Genomic DNA, 15175 nt, shown 5'->3' with positions numbered 1-15175 from the left:
ACAGCTTTCCTACTTCACCGCACCGGCGGTCAGGCCGGCCTGGATCTGCCGCTGGAAGATCGCGTAGACCACGATCATCGGCAGGATGGCCAGGGTCAGCGCGGCGAACAGGGTGGACCACTCGGCGTGGTAGCCGGCCTGGGTGCTGATGTTCGCGATGCCCTGGGTGAGCACCCACTTGGAGTCGGCGCCCGAACCCTGCATGATCACCACCGGCAGCAGGTACTGGTTCCACTGCCCGACGATGTTGAAGATCGTGATGCTGACCAGGCCGGACTTCGCCATCGGCAGCATCACCTGGAAGAACCGGCGCAGGTGACCGGCCCCGTCCATCATCGCCGCCTCGTCGATCTCGGCCGGCAGCGTGCGGAAGAACGCGGTCAGGAAGAACACCGTGAACGACAGCGAGTACGCGATGTAGACCAGGATCAGTCCGGTGAACGTGTTCAGCAGTTGCAGGCTCTGCAGGATGCCGAACAGCGGCGCCAGGGCCATGAAGGTGGGGAACGCCAGGCCGGAGACGAACAGGTAGTAGATCGCCCGGTTGCCGGGGAACCTGTAGCGGGCCAGGACGTACGCGGCCATCGAGCCGAACAGCATGGTGCCGGCCGTGCTGACGAGCACCACGAACACGCTGTTCAGGAAGTACTGCCCGATGTGCGCCTCGCTCCACGCGTCGGCGTACGTCTGCAGCGAGAAGCTCTCCGGCAGCGCGAACGGCTTGCCGAGGAAGATCTCGGTGTTGTTCTTGAACGAGGCGAGCAGCACCCAGATCAGCGGGCCGGCGGTGGCCAGCGCCCAGAGGAACAGGGCCAGGTGCGCGACGCCGCCCAGCGGGCTGACCTGCCGGTGCTTCTCCGCGGCGGGCGCCGGCCGCGCGGCGACGGCCGGCGGGTCGGTAACCAGATTCGTCATCGCTGGGCCTCCTCGGTCCCGCTCTGCCGGCCCTCGCCGACGAGGCCGTCCGGTGCGGCCAGGTGCCGCTCGATGCAGTCGATCATGACAATCTCCGCGGATCAGGCCTGGGCGGCGTCGCGGCGGGTGACCCGCAGGGTCAGCGCGGCGAACGTCAGGGTCAGGAAGAACAGCACCACGCCGATCGCGGAGGCGTAACCCGCCTGCGAGTTCTGGAAGGCGTTGAGGAAGATCTGGTAGCTGAGCACCTGGGTCGCGTTGTTCGGTCCGCCCTTGTTCACCGATATGATGTTGACCAGGGCGAACAGGTCGAACGCGGCGATGCCCAGGTAGACCCAGGCGACCTGCAGGGTGTCCCAGAGCAGCGGCAGGGTGATCCGGAAGAACAGCGTGATCTTGGTGGCTCCGTCCAGCGCCGCGGCCTCGTAGATCTCCTGGCCGATCGAGCCCATGCCGGCCGAGAAGAGGACCACGTAGAAGCCGACCTGCTGCCAGATCAGCACGACCGCGATGCAGACCAGCGCCCAGCGCTCGTCGGCGAGGAACAGCCTCGGCGACCAGGAGTCCGGCAACAACCCGTTGATCATGCCGCTGCGGTCCGAGCCGAACACCCGGCCGAAGATCACCGCCACGATGGGCAGGGCGAGCAGCTGCGGGAAGAAGTAGACGATCCGGTACACCTTGGAGCCCCGGACGCCCCGCGGGCCGCCGCCGCCGCTCCGGCCGCCGACGTTCAGCAGGAACGCCAGGAACAGCGAGAACCCGATGGTCACGATCGGCATGCCGATCAGGATGTACAGGTTGTGCCGCAGAGCGATCCAGAAGACCGAGTCGTCCCAGAGCTTCGCGAAGTTGTCGAGCCCGACGTAGCGGAACGCGCCGTAGCCCGACCAGTCGGTCAGCGACAGCTGGAACATCTGCAGGTAGGCACCGACCACGAAGGTCAGGTAGAGCGCCAGCGGCACGACAAGGAAACCGATGATGAAGGGGTACTTGCCGTGCCGCATGACGCCTGCCTATCTGTCGCTGGTCCTCTGCCGGACGCGGGTCAGGAACGGTCGAACTTGGTGATCGAGGAGTCCTTGGCGACGGCCCGGGAGGCGGCCTCCATGGTGTCGCAGAACTTCTTCGCGTCCCCGCCCTTGAACATCAGCTGATTGGCCGCCTCGCGGGAGGCGTCGTCGAGCTTCTTGTACCAGGTGTCGAAGAGGTAACCCATGAACACGTCCTTGCCGGCCTTGCTCAGCGCCTCGTTCGCGCTGGTGAGGCCGGGCGAGATGGTGAGGCCGTCGGCGGCGCCCGCGACCACCGTGAGCGACTTGGTGAGCTTCGTGAACTCCACCGCCGCCTCCTTGGAGAGCATGGTGCGCAGGTACTCCTTGCCGCCCTGCGGGTTCTTGCTCTTGGCCGCCGCGAAGTAGATCTCGCCGGCCGCGGCGTTGATCGCGGTCGCCGGGAGCTGGTCCGAGGCGGTCACGCCGGGGTACGCCATCATCGCGTACTCGAAGGTGGGCGGGGTGCTGGCGGCCTGCTCGTTCTCCAGCCACGAGCCGCACGGGTAGAAGGCCAGCTTGTCCTGGTTCTGCTGGAGCTGGACCTCGGTGTGCTTGAGGCCGAGGTACGACTTGTCGATGTACTTGGTACCGATCTCGCCCCACGCCTGCGCGGCCTTGAACACGGCGTCGTTGGTCCAGGCGCCCGGCTTGAGGTTGTCGATGTCCTTGAGCACCTGCTCGGTGCCGATCTTCGCGGCGCTGGTCATGATCGCGCGGACCATGTAATAAGGGGCGTTGGCGCCCGCGTAGCCGAACGGCGTGATGCCGGCCGCCTTGATCTTGTCGAGCAGGGCGGTGAAGTCGGCCCACGTGGTCGGGACGGTCCAGCCGTTCTTCTCGAAGAGCTTCCTGTTGTACCAGAGCCCGAAGACCGTGAAGGAGTAGTTCACCGCGTACGGCTTGCCGTCGTAGGTGCCCTGCTGCACGGCGCCCGGGACCAGCGTCTCGGCGACCGTCTTGCCGGGGATGTCCAGCGACGGGGCGGCGAACAGGTCGCTCAGGTCGGCGGCCTGACCGGCCTTGACGATGGCGCCGAAGTCCATCAGGTCCGTGCCCGAGTTGTTGATCATGTCGGGCGCGTTGCCCGCGTTCAGCCGGGGCTTGATCGTGGTGGCCACCTGCTGGGTCGCGGAGTAGGTGATCTTCGCGTCCGGCCACTTCCGGTTGAACAGCGGAGTGTCCACGTCGGTGGCGTACTTGGTGCCGAGGCCGCCGTCGAAGATGACGATCTCGACACCCGCCTTCGGGTCGATGCCCAGCGGGTTGTCCGCCGACTTGGTGCCGGTCGCCTGCTTGGTGTCGCCACCGTCCCCGGAGCTGCCGGCGCAGGCGCTCAGGAAGCTCACGCCCGGGGTGGCCACCAGGCCGACCGCGGCGGCACGGCGCAGCAGGGTACGGCGGTCCAGCTCGGAGGTCGTTATCTCAGACATCGGTGTCCTTTCGGGTGGGTGACGAGGAGACGGTTCAGCCCTTGACCGCGCCGGCGGTGAGCCCGGAGGCGATGTTGCGCTGCACGGCCAGGAAGAAGACGACGACCGGGATGGAGGTGATGATCGCGCCCGCCATCAGCGGACCCCAGTAGGTGCCCCGGCTGGTCTGGTTCTGCATCAGCCAGGCCATCAGGTTCTGGTGCTCCGGGTCGTTGAGCGTGTTGATGATGATGAACTCGTTCCACGCCTGGATGAACCCGTAGACCGAGGTCGCCACCAGGCCGGGCCCGGTCAGCGGCAGGATGATGCGCCAGAACACCTGGCCACGGGTGCATCCGTCGATCATCGCCGCCTCGTCCAGCTCCCGCGGGATGCCGGCGATGAAACCCCGCAGCGTCCATACCGTGTACGGCAGCAGCAGCACCACGTACACCAGGGTCACGCCGATGATGCTGTCACCGGTCAGCTCGGCCCTCTGCAGCATCAGGAAGATCGGGATCAGCAGGGCGACGAACGGCACCAACTGCACCGCCAGGACCACCAGGATGATGGCCCGCCGGCCGTAGAACCGGAACCGGGCGACGGCGAGCGCGGCCAGGAAACCGACCAGCAGCGCCGCCACCACCGCGATGGCGGTGATCAGGACGCCGTTGACCAGCGACTGCTTGAAGCCCGGCGCGTTGAACGCCGACCTGAAGTTGTCCAGTGTGGGCTGGTCCGGCAGGAACGTCGGGGTGAAGCTGGACCACTCGGTCTGCGGCTTGAACGACGTGACCAGCACCCAGTAGACCGGGAAGAACATCACGATCGCGAAGACCACGCCACCGAGGTTGGCGAAGAAGGTGCCGAGCGGGCTGCGCCCGACGGTGATCGTGCCTTCCGCGGCCCGGCCGGCCCGGCGGCGGCGCGGCGTCGTGGCGGAGATGACGGCCATCAGTCCACTTCTCCGATCTTGAACATCTGGCGGATGTAGACCGCCATCGCGGCGAGCAGCAGGACCACGGTGATCACCGCGATCGCCGAGCCGAGGCCGTACTTGTTCTGCCCGAACGCCTGCACGTAGGAGTACGTGGCGAGGGTCTGGAACTCCGGCTCCGGCTTGCCGTCCCGCATCACCCAGTTCTGGGTGAACAGCCCGAAGTTCCAGATCACCGACAGCGTCGTGACGATCACCAGCAGCGGCTTGAGGATCGGCACGGTGATGTTGCGGAACGACTGCCAGGCGTTCGCGCCGTCGACCGTCGCGGCCTCCATCAGCTCCTTGGGGACCTGGGTCAGCCCGGCGTTGAGGGTGATCGCCAGGAACGGGATACCGGCCCACACCACACAGGAGGTGATCACGATCCAGCCCTGGGTGGGCGTGAAGAACCAGGAGTGGTTCTGGAACTCGACGCCCGGCAGCTTGTCGATCAGGTAGTTCAGCACACCGACGTCGGAGTCGGTCATCATCTTGAAGACCTGCGCCTGCACCAGCGCCGGCAGCGCCCAGACGAACATCATCGCGACGATCATGAGCAGCCGGACGGCCCGGTTGACCCGGCGCATCAGCAGCGCCACGGCCAGGCCCAGCAGCACCGTCAGGATCACCGACACCGCGGTGAAGAGGATCGTACGCAGCACCACCGACCAGAAGGCGCCGTCGGACAGCACGGCGGTGTAGTTGTCGATCCCGCGCCACGCCGGCGTGGCGCCCGTCCAGAGCTCCCTGAGCTCGAACTTCTGGAACGACAGCACGAGCATGCGCCCGACCGGGTAGGCCAGCAGGGCGGCCAGAAGCAGCAGGGCCGGACCGGCGAGCAGCCAGGGAAGGACGACGTCGTCGCCCCTGACGCGCCGCTTGCGCCGGGTCACCGGCTGGTTGGCGCCGGTTCCGCTCGGCCCGCTGCGCGTGCGGGCCGCCGGAGAGTCGACGGCGTACATCAGCTTTCCTCTCTCACCGAAGGACTGTGGCGGTGCGCCGCCTGCCCGCCGTGCGGCGGGCAGGCGGGCAGGCGGATCAGCCGTTGAGGGTCTTGGCGATCTGCTCGTCAGCCGCGGTGGTGGCGTCCGCGAGGGACTTCTTGCCGGTCAGGATGTCCGACAGCATGTTCTGCAGGATGTTGGCCTTCTCCACGTCGGCCCACTTGCCGGAGTTCGGCACGGCCCAGCTGTTCTTGGCCGCCTCGGCGCCGACCGCCAGCTTCGGGTTCTCGGTGGCCGCCGTGTCCAGCAGCGCGGTGGCGTTCGGCAGGGCGCTCGCCTTGATCAGGCCCTTCATCGAGGTGCTGTCGGTGAAGTACTTGATCCACTGCGCGGCGAGGTCGGCGTTCTTGCTCTTCAGCGGGACACCGACGTTCGAGCCGCCGAGCAGCGACGGGATGCCCGGCATCGGCGCCGCCGCCAGCTTGCCCTTGACCTTGGTGGGCACCAGCGCGGAGTTCGGGTCGTTCGGGTCCTTGCGGACCTCCTCGGCGGAACCCTGCTCCCAGCCGTTGCCGTAGAACATGCCGGCGTTGGCCTGGCTGAACACCAGGTACTGGTCGGCCTCGTCCTTGGTGACGTCCGCCTTGGAGTACTTCTTGACCAGATCGACCCACTTCTGCAGACCGGCCTGCGACTCCGGCGTGGACAGCGTGCCGGTCCACTTGTCGCCGTCCTTCTTGGCGATGTCGCCGCCGTTGGCCTTCACCCAGGACATCGCGGCGTACCAGTACCGGCCCGGCATGTAGACGGCGCCGAACTTGGCGTCCTTGTTCGCCGCCTGCACCTTGTCGGCGTCGGCGAGGAACTCGTCGTAGGTCTTCGGCGCGGCGGTGATGCCGGCCTTCTCGAACAGGTCCTTGCGGTAGATCAGGACACGCGAGCCCGCGTAGTAGGGCACGCAGTAGGTCTTGCCGTCCGACTCGCAGGCGCCGGACAGGCCGGGCAGCCAGGTGTCGGAGTTCTCGAAGCTCTTCTTGTCCAGCTCGGCGAACGCCTGGTTGGCCACGTACTTCGGGAACTGGGTGTTGCCGAGCTCCACCACGTCCGGGACGTCCGAGCCGGCCAGCGAGGCGTCCAGCTTGGTCAGCACGTTCGCCCACTGCTGGTACTCGACGGTCACGTTGGCGCCGGTGGCCGCGGTGAACCGCTTTCCGGCGTCGTCCACGACGTCCTTCCACCCGCTCTGGGCGTCGACCATGAGCCAGACCTTGATGGTCTTGCCCTTGCCGTCGACCGTCCCGTTGGCCGAGGTGGTGCCGCCGTCGTCGCTGTTACCGCCGCACGCGGCGGTGCCGGCCAACGTCGCAGCGAGCGCCGCGGCGACCGCGATCTTGCGCTTCACTTTTCCTCCCGAAGGGGTTTCATATCTCACAGGTGGGTGATGGTGCTGCTCAGGCGTCTTTCGCCGCTTTGTGGCCGTGCACCGCCTGGGCGGTGCGCTGGAAGGCGGCGTGCGAGCGTTCGTGGGTCCGCTGCGCGACGGCGACGTACAGGAGGTCGAGGACGACCAGTTGCGGGTGGCGCGCGGAGAGCGCGTCCGGCCGGAAGGTGGTCGCCTGGGTGGCGGTGAGCAGGACGATGTCCGCCAGCTCGGCCAGCGGGGAACGAGGGAAGCTGGTGAGCGCGATGGTGGTGGCGCCCCGGCTGCTCGCCTCGGCGACCAACTCGATCGTCTCGCCGGTCTCGCCGCTGTGCGAGATGCCGAGCGCGACGTCGCCGGGCCTCGACAGCGCGGCGCTGGCCAGACCGTTGTGCACGTCGGTCCAGGCCCACACCGGGATGCCGATGCGGTGCAAACTGAACTGCATCTCCTCGCCGACCAGCGCGCTTCCGCTGGCGCCGAAGATGTTGACCCGCGGGGCGGCGGCGATCGCCGCCGCGGCCCGCTCCACCTCGGCCAGGTCCAGCAGCGAGGCGGTGTCGTGCATGGCCCTGGTGTCGGCGGCCATGATCTGGCCGAGCACCCGCTCCAGGGGGTCGTTGGGCTGGATCTCCCGGCCGATGTCCACCGTCCAGCCGGCCGACCGGGCGCGCCCGGTCTCGGCGGCGATGCCCAGCCGCAGATCGGCGTAGCCGTCGAAGCCGAGCGCCCGGCAGAACCGGGTCACCGTGGCCGGTGAGGTGCCGCTGCGCTCGGCCAGCTCCACGATGGTCGCCCGGGAGGCGGCCGCCGGGTCGGCGAGGACCTGCTCGGCGACGCGCTGCAGCGCTCCGGTGAACTCCGGGAGCAGCGTGCGGACCCGGACCAGGACCCCGTCGGCGGGCGGGTGGTCCATGGGGTCGCTCCCGTTCCGGTCCAATTTTTCGGTACGCCCGTGGTCGCCCCGGCCGATGTCGGCGCGGCCGTCGCCGCGGCCGATGTCGCTGCGGCCGTTCTCCTGGCGCGTCTCGCCACGGCCGTTGTCCTGGCGCGTCTCGCCACGGCCGTTGTCCTGGCGCGTCTCGCCACGGCCGATGTCGCTGCGGGCGTTCTCCTGGCGGGCCTCGCCGCGGCCGGTGTCGGCGCGGCCGGCCGGGGGGCGGCTGCGGGGCTCGGCTCGGACCCAGATGCCCTGGTCCAGCCGGTCTGGCGCGGCCCGGTCGCTCCCGTTCGGGGCAGCCTGGTCGCGAACCAGCGAGTCGGCGACCGCGGTCGACGCGGTGCCGTCCATCTCCGGCTCAGCCATCGGACACCCTTTCAGGAAGGACTGTTTACTGTCGCGGTAAAAGTTCTTACTAACCGCCCCCCTGTGTCAAGGCTGTGGATGAAGTTTTCAAACCGTTACCTGACCTGGGCCGATGAACGGATGTTTCGGCGCCGCCGGATGACGGCCATCGATCCAGAAATAACCCTTACGACGTGACCGCCATCACATGTCCGCCTTACGCCCGTTTTGCCATCAACCGTTCGGTGGGCTCACCGCTCCGGAAGGGCGGTCGGCGCATAGTCCGTTCGGCCGGTTCCGCTCACACCCCGAAACCCGCCCGTTACGCGGGAAACAAGATCAAAAAAATTCTTGCCCGGGACGCGCCCGCAGAGCCGCAGGCCGGCCGCAGCTGGTCGCCTCCACGGGCAGCGACGGGCCCGCGCCGGACCCGGGACGCGGGGCAGCTCCCGGCCGCAGGAGCCGGAGACGGAGACGCAGAACAGCCCCCCGCCGCAGAAGCCGGAGACGGAGACGCAGAACAGCCCCCCGCCGCAGAAGCCCGAGCCGGAGACGCAGAACAGCCCCCCGCCGCAGAAGCCCGAGCCGGAGCCCGGACCTCGCCCAGGAGAGGGAGGTCAAGGGGTACTCGATGTCTGACCGCCACCATCCACGGGCGGTACTCGGATCTCTGACCGCGACCACCCACGGGCGTAGCCCCGGGCTTCGCGCCCCGGACGCGCCCGCGGCCCGCAGGCGCCCTCGGCGGGAGCGGCGGCCCGCACCTCCCGACCACCCACGACATCGAGATCCTGAACCTGAGCGGGCCGATTCCGCCCGGCACGCGGACCTCGGCACCCTCTCGGGCCGATCCGCCCGGCACGCGGACCTCGGCACCCTCTCGGGCGGATCCGCCCGGAGCGGGGCCCGCGCCACTCCCGCACACCGACCACCCGGGCAGCACCGACCGCGCCACCCCGCACACCGACCACCCGGGCAGCACCGACCGCGCCACCCGGCACACCGACCACCCGGGCAGCACCGACCGCGCCACCCGGCACACCGACCACCCGGGCAGCACCGACCGCGCCACCCGGCACACCGACCACCCGGGCAGCACCGACCGCGCCACCCGGCACACCGACCACCCGGGCAGCACCGACCGCGCCACCCGGCACACCGACCACCCGGGCAGCGCCGACCGCGCCTCACCAGCCGGGGCAGCCCCTACTTCGCGGTCGCGCGGATCGCCTCGGCGAACGCCTCGGAGCGGTGCTCGAAATTGCGGAAGCGGCCGTAGCTCGGCGCCGCCGGGGACAGCAGGACCACGCCGCCGGGCGGGGTCGCCTCGCGGGCCAGCCGGACCGCGTCGGCGAGGTCCTCGGCCGAGATGGCGGTGATCTTCGGGAGGCCGGCCAGCTCGGCCAGGATGCGCGGGCCGCTGTCCGGTATACCGATCACGGTGAGTTCCCGCGTGGCGAGGAAGTCTCGCAACGGAGCGTAGTCGAGGCCGCGGTCGGTACCGCCGACCAGCACGGTGAGCGGGCGGTCCTGGTAGGCCTCGATGGCGTGCATCGCGGAGTACGGCGACGTGGACAGGGTGTCGTCGACGAAGGTCACCCCGGACGGGTCGTCGATCTCGGTCAGGCGGTGCGGCAGCCCCTCGAACGAGCGGACCGCGGCGGCGAGCTCGGCCCGACCGCCCACCACGTCGACGCCCATGCCGTCCAGGACGGCCAGGGCGACGCACAGGTTCCGCTCGTTGTGCCCGCCCTTGAGCCGCAGCGCGGCCCGCTCGAACAGCGGCTCGTCGCTGCAGAACACCATGCCGTCCGCGACCCGGAAACGGGAGTCGCCGGCGGCGGCCGGCACGGGCGGGAAGCCGTTGCGGTCGGTGACGCCCCGGATCTCGTCGCGCAGCCGCTCGTCAGCGCCGTTGACCACGATCAGATCCGGTCCGTGGCGGAGGAGGTTGAGCTTGTCGCGGTAGTACTCCCGCTCGCCGCCGTGCGCGTCCAGGTGCTCCGGGAACAGCGAGGTGACCACGGCCACCCGCGGCGAGTCGGTCAGGTCGGCGCACTGGTAGCTGGAGAGCTCGAGGACGTAGAGCTCGGCGGGCGGCAGGTCGAGCAGCGGGACGCCGATGTTGCCGCCGTACGCGTTGGGCCGGCCGACCGCCGCCAGCAGGTGGCTGATCAGGCTGGACGTGGTGCTCTTGCCCTTGCTGCCGGTGACGCCGACGGTCCGCGCGGCGTGGTCGGCCATCCAGAGGGCGCTGCCGCCGGTGATGGTGACGCCGCGCTCGCGCAGGCTGGCCATGAACGGGTGGGTCGACGGCACGCCCGGCGAGCGCACCACGACGTCCGCGCTGACCAGCGCCGCGAACGCGTGCTCGCCGCCGGCCAGCGGGGCGAGCGTGCCGTCCCACGGGTCATCGAGATAGCCGGGACCGTCGTTGACGGCGATCAGCCGGGCCGGACCGTGCGCGGCGATCGCGGTCACCGCGGCGCGCCCCTCCCGGCCGGTTCCCCAGACCGCCACCGAGCGGTCGCGCAGGTCTGCCAGGCGCACGTCAGTCCCCCCAAAGTCGTCCCTCGCGGCGGTCGTCGCCGGACCGAACCGATCGATCCCCGCCGGACCGCACTAATATTGCCCGTCGGCCAGAAGACAGGAGTCCCCGGGTGCAGTTCGACGTCATGCGCTTCCCCTCGTACGCGTTCGACCCGGCGAGCGGGGTCGCCACGTTCGACTACGTGCTCGACGGCCCGGAGTCCCTGCACTTCACCGAGACGATCACGTTCCCGCGGCCGGAGTCAGAGCCGGAGGTCCCGGCCGCCTTCCACCGGGTGCTCGAGCTGCTGCACGTGGTCGCCGGGGTGAGCTACTACAAGGTCGGCGCCCCGCCGCGGGTGCTCGCGCCACGGCCGGTGGCGCCCGAGGTCGCCGCCTGGTTCACCGCGATCTACACCGACGGCCTGGCCGAGTACGCCTACCGCAACCAGCTTCCGCACGTGCTGGACCTGGCCGTGGAAACGCCGGGGGTCGCGCCCGCCGCCGCCCCGGTCGAGGTCACCGGCCGCCCGCTGTCCGCGGTCGGCGGCGGCAAGGATTCCATCGTCACGCTGGAGATCCTGCGCGCCGCCGGGCTGGACCCGGTGCCCTTCTCGGTCAACCCGAACCCGGTGATCGAGAACGTGAACGCCGCCTCCGGCCTGCCCGCGCTGGCCGCCCGCCGCCGGCTGGACCCGCGTCTGTTCGAGCTGAACAAGGCCGGCGCGCTGAACGGGCACATCCCGGTCACCGCGATCAACTCGCTGATCGCGATCGCCACCGCCGTCTGGCACGGCCTGGGCCCGGTGGTGATGTCGAACGAGCGCTCCGCCTCCGACCCCAACCTGGTCTGGAACGGTCACGAGGTCAACCACCAGTGGTCCAAGGGAGTGCTCGCCGAGGGGTTGCTGCGGGCCGCCGTCACGGCGCACACCGGGCTGACCGAACCGTACTTCTCGCTGCTGCGCACGCTGTCCGAGCTGCACATCGCGCGGCTGTTCGCCGGTCACACAGCGTACGATGATGTTGTTACCAGCTGTAACAAGGCGTTCAAACTGCACGATCCTACGGCGCGCTGGTGCGGTGACTGCCCGAAGTGCCGGTTCGTGTTCCTCGCGATGGCCCCGCACATGCCCCGCGAGCGCCTCGCGCACATCTTCGGCCACGACCTCTTCGCCGACGAGGCGCAGGTCCCGGGCTTCCTGGAGCTGCTCGGCGTGGACGCGCACAAGCCGTTCGAGTGCGTCGGGGAGGCCGAGGAGTGCCTGGTGGCGCTCTCCATGCTGACCGACGACGCGCCGGTGCTGGTCGCGCTGCGCGCCGCGGTCCCGGCATCGGCGTGGGACACCGTCTCGCACAGCGACGTGTTCACCCCCGGCGGCCCGCACCACATCCCGGCGACCTACCAGAAGCTGCTGCACGACGCGCTCTGAGCCGCGGCGGGGACGGAGGCCGCCACCGGTCACGGGCACTGGAGCACCACCCAGCACCGCTCGAACGCGCCGGCCGCCAGGTCGCGGCGGCGGATCCAGTAGTAGAGCCGGCCGGCGTCCGCCCACCGCCACTCCAGGGCGTCGTCCGTGTCGATCTGCCACAGCAGGACCCAGTCCGCGGCACCCGGGCGCAGCTCGGCGACCCGCGCCCGCTCCGGCCCGGCCGGGTTGCCGTGGCGCACCCCGTTCGCCGCGAGCTGGCACTCCAGCTCCATCGGCCCCTGTAGCACGTCCGGCCAGCCGAAGACCCGGTGCACGGGCACCCCGGCGGCCGCGCCGGTGGCCCGGTAGAACGCGTCGACCGGGTTCCATCCGCGCGCCCACCCGTGGTGCCGGGGCAGGTGGTGCCGGGTCGCCTCGCCGGAGACGGCGCGAACCGGCTCGACCGGCGGCTCCCCCAGGTCGGGCACCGTGCGCACCACGGTGGCGGTGACCGCGTGCGCGGTGAACGAGTCCGCCGTCCCGCTGACCGCGACCGCCCCGTCCACCGGGGTCGCCAGCACCCGCCAGTGCCCCGCGTCGGCCGGGTCGAAGCCCCAGCGCTGCTCCACCCAGTCGTAGAAGAAGCTCAGCACGGTTCCCGCCGGCAGCCGCGCGGCCCCGAACCGGGCGTTGACGTCGTCGCTGTTCAGCTGGCCGAGGAAGCACTGCGCCCGGCCGGACGGCGAGCACGGCCACGCCGTACCCGCGACCAGCAGCGGCAACCCGCCCAGGCGGGTGCCGGCGGTGTCCCCGGCGCACTCGCCGGCCGTGGTCAGCCGCAGCGACGGCAGTGCCGCCGCGGTCAGCGCCGCGCGCAGCCGCGGGGCGGCTTCGGCCAGGACGTCGTCGGTGATCTCCACGCCCTCGAGTGTCCCGTCCGCGCCGCTGCCGCGGCGGCGAAAACGCCGGCGGGTAGCGTCTCGGCCGTGGACGAGTCGATCTACGTGGGGAACGCCGACCCGGACGCGCTCGCCGAGCGCGGCTGGCTGCTGGGCCATTTCATGCCGCCGGGGCATCCGCGGCACAGCACCGACGTGGAGATCAAGTGGGGCCGGCACCCGGCCGGCGACCGGCGGGCCGAGTGGGTCCGCGGCGAGCAGCGAACCGCGCTGCTCGTGCTGATCAGCGGCCGCTTCCACCTGGAGTTTCCACGCCGCACCGTGGTGCTCGGCAAGCAGGGCGACTACGTGGTCTGGGGCCGCGGCGTCGACCATTCGTGGTACGCCCCCGAGGAGGCGGTGGTGCTCACCGTCCGCTGGCCGTCCGTGCCCGGGTACGCGATCGGCTGAGGGTCACTCCGGGGCGTCGTGGTGGATCCGCTGCGGGGAGACGCCCAGCTGCTGCAGCGCGAGACTGGTCGCGGCCAGCATGAGCGGCGGACCGGCCAGATACACCTCGTGCCGGGTCCACTCGCCGTAGGCCGCCACCGCGTCGGTGACCAGCCCGTACGGGTACGGCCCGGGATCGCCCTCGGAGACCACCGGGATCACCGTGGCCCGCGGCGCCTCCCCGGCGATCTCCAGCAGCTCCTCGATGTCGTACAGCTCGTCGAGGTTGCGCACGCCCCAGAACAGCACCGCCGGCCGCGGGTCCTGGGTCACGGCCAGATGCGCGAGCATCGCCTTCATCGGCGCGACCCCGGTGTCCCCGGCGATCATCAACATGCCGCGGCCGGGCTCGGCGGGCACGCCCATGGCGCCCTCGGCGCGGCCGACCCGGATGCGGTCGCCGACCCGGGTGTGGTGCACCAGCGTGCCGCTCACCCCGGTCTCGGTCTTGGCCCGCACGTGCAGCTCGATCACGTCGTCCCGCTGCGGGGCGCCGGCCAGGGAGTACGGCCGCCAGGCGCCGGGCACGCCGTCGAGCTCGACCCGGGCGTACTGGCCCGGGCGGTAGGGCAGCGGCAGGAACGGCCGCAGTTGCACCACCGCCAGGTCGGGACGGCGCAGCTGGTGGCCGACCACCTCGGTCTCCCAGACGGTCGGCTGGTAGGCGACCAGCGTGCCCCCGTGCACGAGCCACTCGTAGACGTGCTGCCAGGTCCAGCGCCAGGCGTGGTCGAACTCCTGCCGCCAGACGCCCGGCGCCATCCCGGCGCGCATCGCCTCGGCGAGCGCCGCGCTGACCATCTGCAGCTGGTTCCACTGCACGCCGCACTCGGCCAGGGCCGCGCCCAGCTGCGCGCACCCGGCGACCACGGCGGGCGGGTCGTCGAGCCGGTGCACCAGCCAGGTCAGCGCCCGGGCCAGCTGGGCACGCTGCGAGTCCGGGGTGCCGGGCAGCGTGGTGAGCAGGTCCGGCTGGGCCTGCAGCAGCGCGTCCCACAGCCGCTCGGCCACCTCGTCGACACCGCCGGCGAAGGTCAGGCCGGTGCTGAGCAGCCGTTGGGTGTCCCGCAGCGCCATGGTGTCGCCCGGGTCCATGCCGTCCGAGGGCAGGTTGCGCCGGGCGGTCCGATGGGCGAAGTGCGCGGCGTACTCGGCCGGGGTCACCGAGGGGAACTCGGTGCCCGCGCCGCCGATCGGGCGCACCTTCGGCACGCCCGGGACGGCCGGGACCGGGGTCGCCGGTCCGGCCGGGTTGATCCCGCTGATCGGATTGACCCGATTGATCGGTACGCCGTAGGCCGCACTCGCCGCCCGATCCGGCGGCCCCGCGGCGCCCGGCCGCCGGGCCGCGGCGCCGAGCCCGGCCCGGCCCAGCGCAGCACCCTGGTCCCCGCGCCAGAGCAGCTCCGATCCGGCCTTGGGCGGCCGGTCGTCGTCGCCGGAGCGCCCGGCCGTCGCACCGCCCTGCGGACCTGCCACCGTGTCACCCTCCGAGGTCGCGGCCCGGGCGCCCGGCCCGGGTCCGCCCGGCGTTGCGCGCCCGACGCCGCCGACCCGTTTCGGCCCGCCCGGCCTGGTCGCGCCGCCCGGGTCACGCCCACCGGCGGCGCCGGGCGCCGCCGGCGGCGGTGTCCCGGCGTCCGGCGCCGGCTCGGGCTTCGGCGGCGGCTTGCCGGCGGACAGCTCGGACAGCGCGGCGGCCGTGTCGGCGGCGCCGGCGGCGGCCGCGTCCGGCGCGCTCTGGCGGAGCCGGATGGCCCGCAGCAGGGCGAGCAGGTGCGGGTCTGATCCCTGACCAGACGACAACGGACACCCCCCCGGAGAAAGCGGACCGAG

General features: G+C 71.1%; 12 protein-coding genes. 2 read left to right on the top strand and 10 right to left on the bottom strand.

Annotation, left to right across the window (positions count from 1 at the left end; genetic code table 11):
* Window positions 1-9: 9 nt before the first annotated feature.
* The 8 genes from ACTEI_RS09090 to murD form a co-directional block, all read right to left on the bottom strand.
* Window positions 10-915, bottom strand: coding sequence for a carbohydrate ABC transporter permease (locus ACTEI_RS09090; protein WP_122977242.1), 906 nt, complete (start codon window positions 913-915; stop codon window positions 10-12).
* A 101-nt stretch (window positions 916-1016) separates the two neighbouring features.
* Window positions 1017-1922 (bottom strand): carbohydrate ABC transporter permease, encoded by a 906-nt coding sequence (locus ACTEI_RS09085; protein WP_122977241.1) that lies wholly within the window; start codon window positions 1920-1922, stop codon window positions 1017-1019.
* A gap of 41 nt (window positions 1923-1963) precedes the next feature.
* Window positions 1964-3400, bottom strand: a complete 1437-nt coding sequence (ngcE, locus tag ACTEI_RS09080; protein WP_122977240.1) for an N-acetylglucosamine/diacetylchitobiose ABC transporter substrate-binding protein — start codon at window positions 3398-3400, stop codon at window positions 1964-1966.
* Between the two features lie 34 nt (window positions 3401-3434).
* Window positions 3435-4334 (bottom strand): carbohydrate ABC transporter permease, encoded by a 900-nt coding sequence (locus ACTEI_RS09075; RefSeq protein WP_122977239.1) that lies wholly within the window; start codon window positions 4332-4334, stop codon window positions 3435-3437.
* Window positions 4334-5320, bottom strand: a complete 987-nt coding sequence (locus tag ACTEI_RS09070) for a carbohydrate ABC transporter permease (RefSeq protein ID WP_187645892.1) — start codon at window positions 5318-5320, stop codon at window positions 4334-4336. The genes ACTEI_RS09075 and ACTEI_RS09070 overlap by 1 nt, the downstream gene beginning before the upstream one ends.
* Before the next feature lie 76 nt (window positions 5321-5396).
* Window positions 5397-6704: an extracellular solute-binding protein gene (locus ACTEI_RS09065; protein ID WP_122977237.1), complete on the bottom strand. Its 1308-nt coding sequence runs from the start codon at window positions 6702-6704 to the stop codon at window positions 5397-5399.
* Between the two features lie 49 nt (window positions 6705-6753).
* The gene (locus tag ACTEI_RS09060; RefSeq protein ID WP_122982015.1) at window positions 6754-7638 is read right to left on the bottom strand and encodes a MurR/RpiR family transcriptional regulator; all 885 of its coding nucleotides are present in this window, start codon (window positions 7636-7638) and stop codon (window positions 6754-6756) included.
* 1575 nt (window positions 7639-9213) lie between these two features.
* Window positions 9214-10557: a UDP-N-acetylmuramoyl-L-alanine--D-glutamate ligase gene (gene murD / locus ACTEI_RS09050; RefSeq protein WP_122977236.1), complete on the bottom strand. Its 1344-nt coding sequence runs from the start codon at window positions 10555-10557 to the stop codon at window positions 9214-9216.
* Window positions 10558-10682: 125 nt separating this feature from the next.
* On the opposite strand from murD, the gene ACTEI_RS09045 reads away from it, so the two are divergent.
* Window positions 10683-11969 (top strand): MurL-like N-terminal domain-containing, encoded by a 1287-nt coding sequence (locus tag ACTEI_RS09045; RefSeq protein ID WP_122982014.1) that lies wholly within the window; start codon window positions 10683-10685, stop codon window positions 11967-11969.
* 29 nt (window positions 11970-11998) lie between these two features.
* On the opposite strand, the gene ACTEI_RS09040 is transcribed toward ACTEI_RS09045, so the two are convergent.
* The gene (locus ACTEI_RS09040; protein ID WP_164465882.1) at window positions 11999-12871 is read right to left on the bottom strand and encodes a YwqG family protein; all 873 of its coding nucleotides are present in this window, start codon (window positions 12869-12871) and stop codon (window positions 11999-12001) included.
* A 66-nt stretch (window positions 12872-12937) separates the two neighbouring features.
* On the opposite strand from ACTEI_RS09040, the gene ACTEI_RS36830 reads away from it, so the two are divergent.
* Entirely contained in the window at window positions 12938-13300 is a 363-nt protein-coding gene (locus ACTEI_RS36830) for a cupin domain-containing protein (protein ID WP_145830829.1), read from the top strand.
* 3 nt (window positions 13301-13303) lie between these two features.
* Here the strand turns inward: ACTEI_RS36830 and ACTEI_RS09035 are convergent, their stop codons facing one another.
* Window positions 13304-15145, bottom strand: coding sequence for a flavohemoprotein (locus ACTEI_RS09035; protein ID WP_122977234.1), 1842 nt, complete (start codon window positions 15143-15145; stop codon window positions 13304-13306).
* Window positions 15146-15175 lie beyond the last annotated feature (30 nt).

Origin of the sequence: Actinoplanes teichomyceticus ATCC 31121 (assembly GCF_003711105.1) — a bacterium.
Taxonomy (GTDB): Bacteria; Actinomycetota; Actinomycetes; order Mycobacteriales; family Micromonosporaceae; genus Actinoplanes; species Actinoplanes teichomyceticus.
This window is presented reverse-complemented; position numbering and strand designations above follow the sequence as displayed.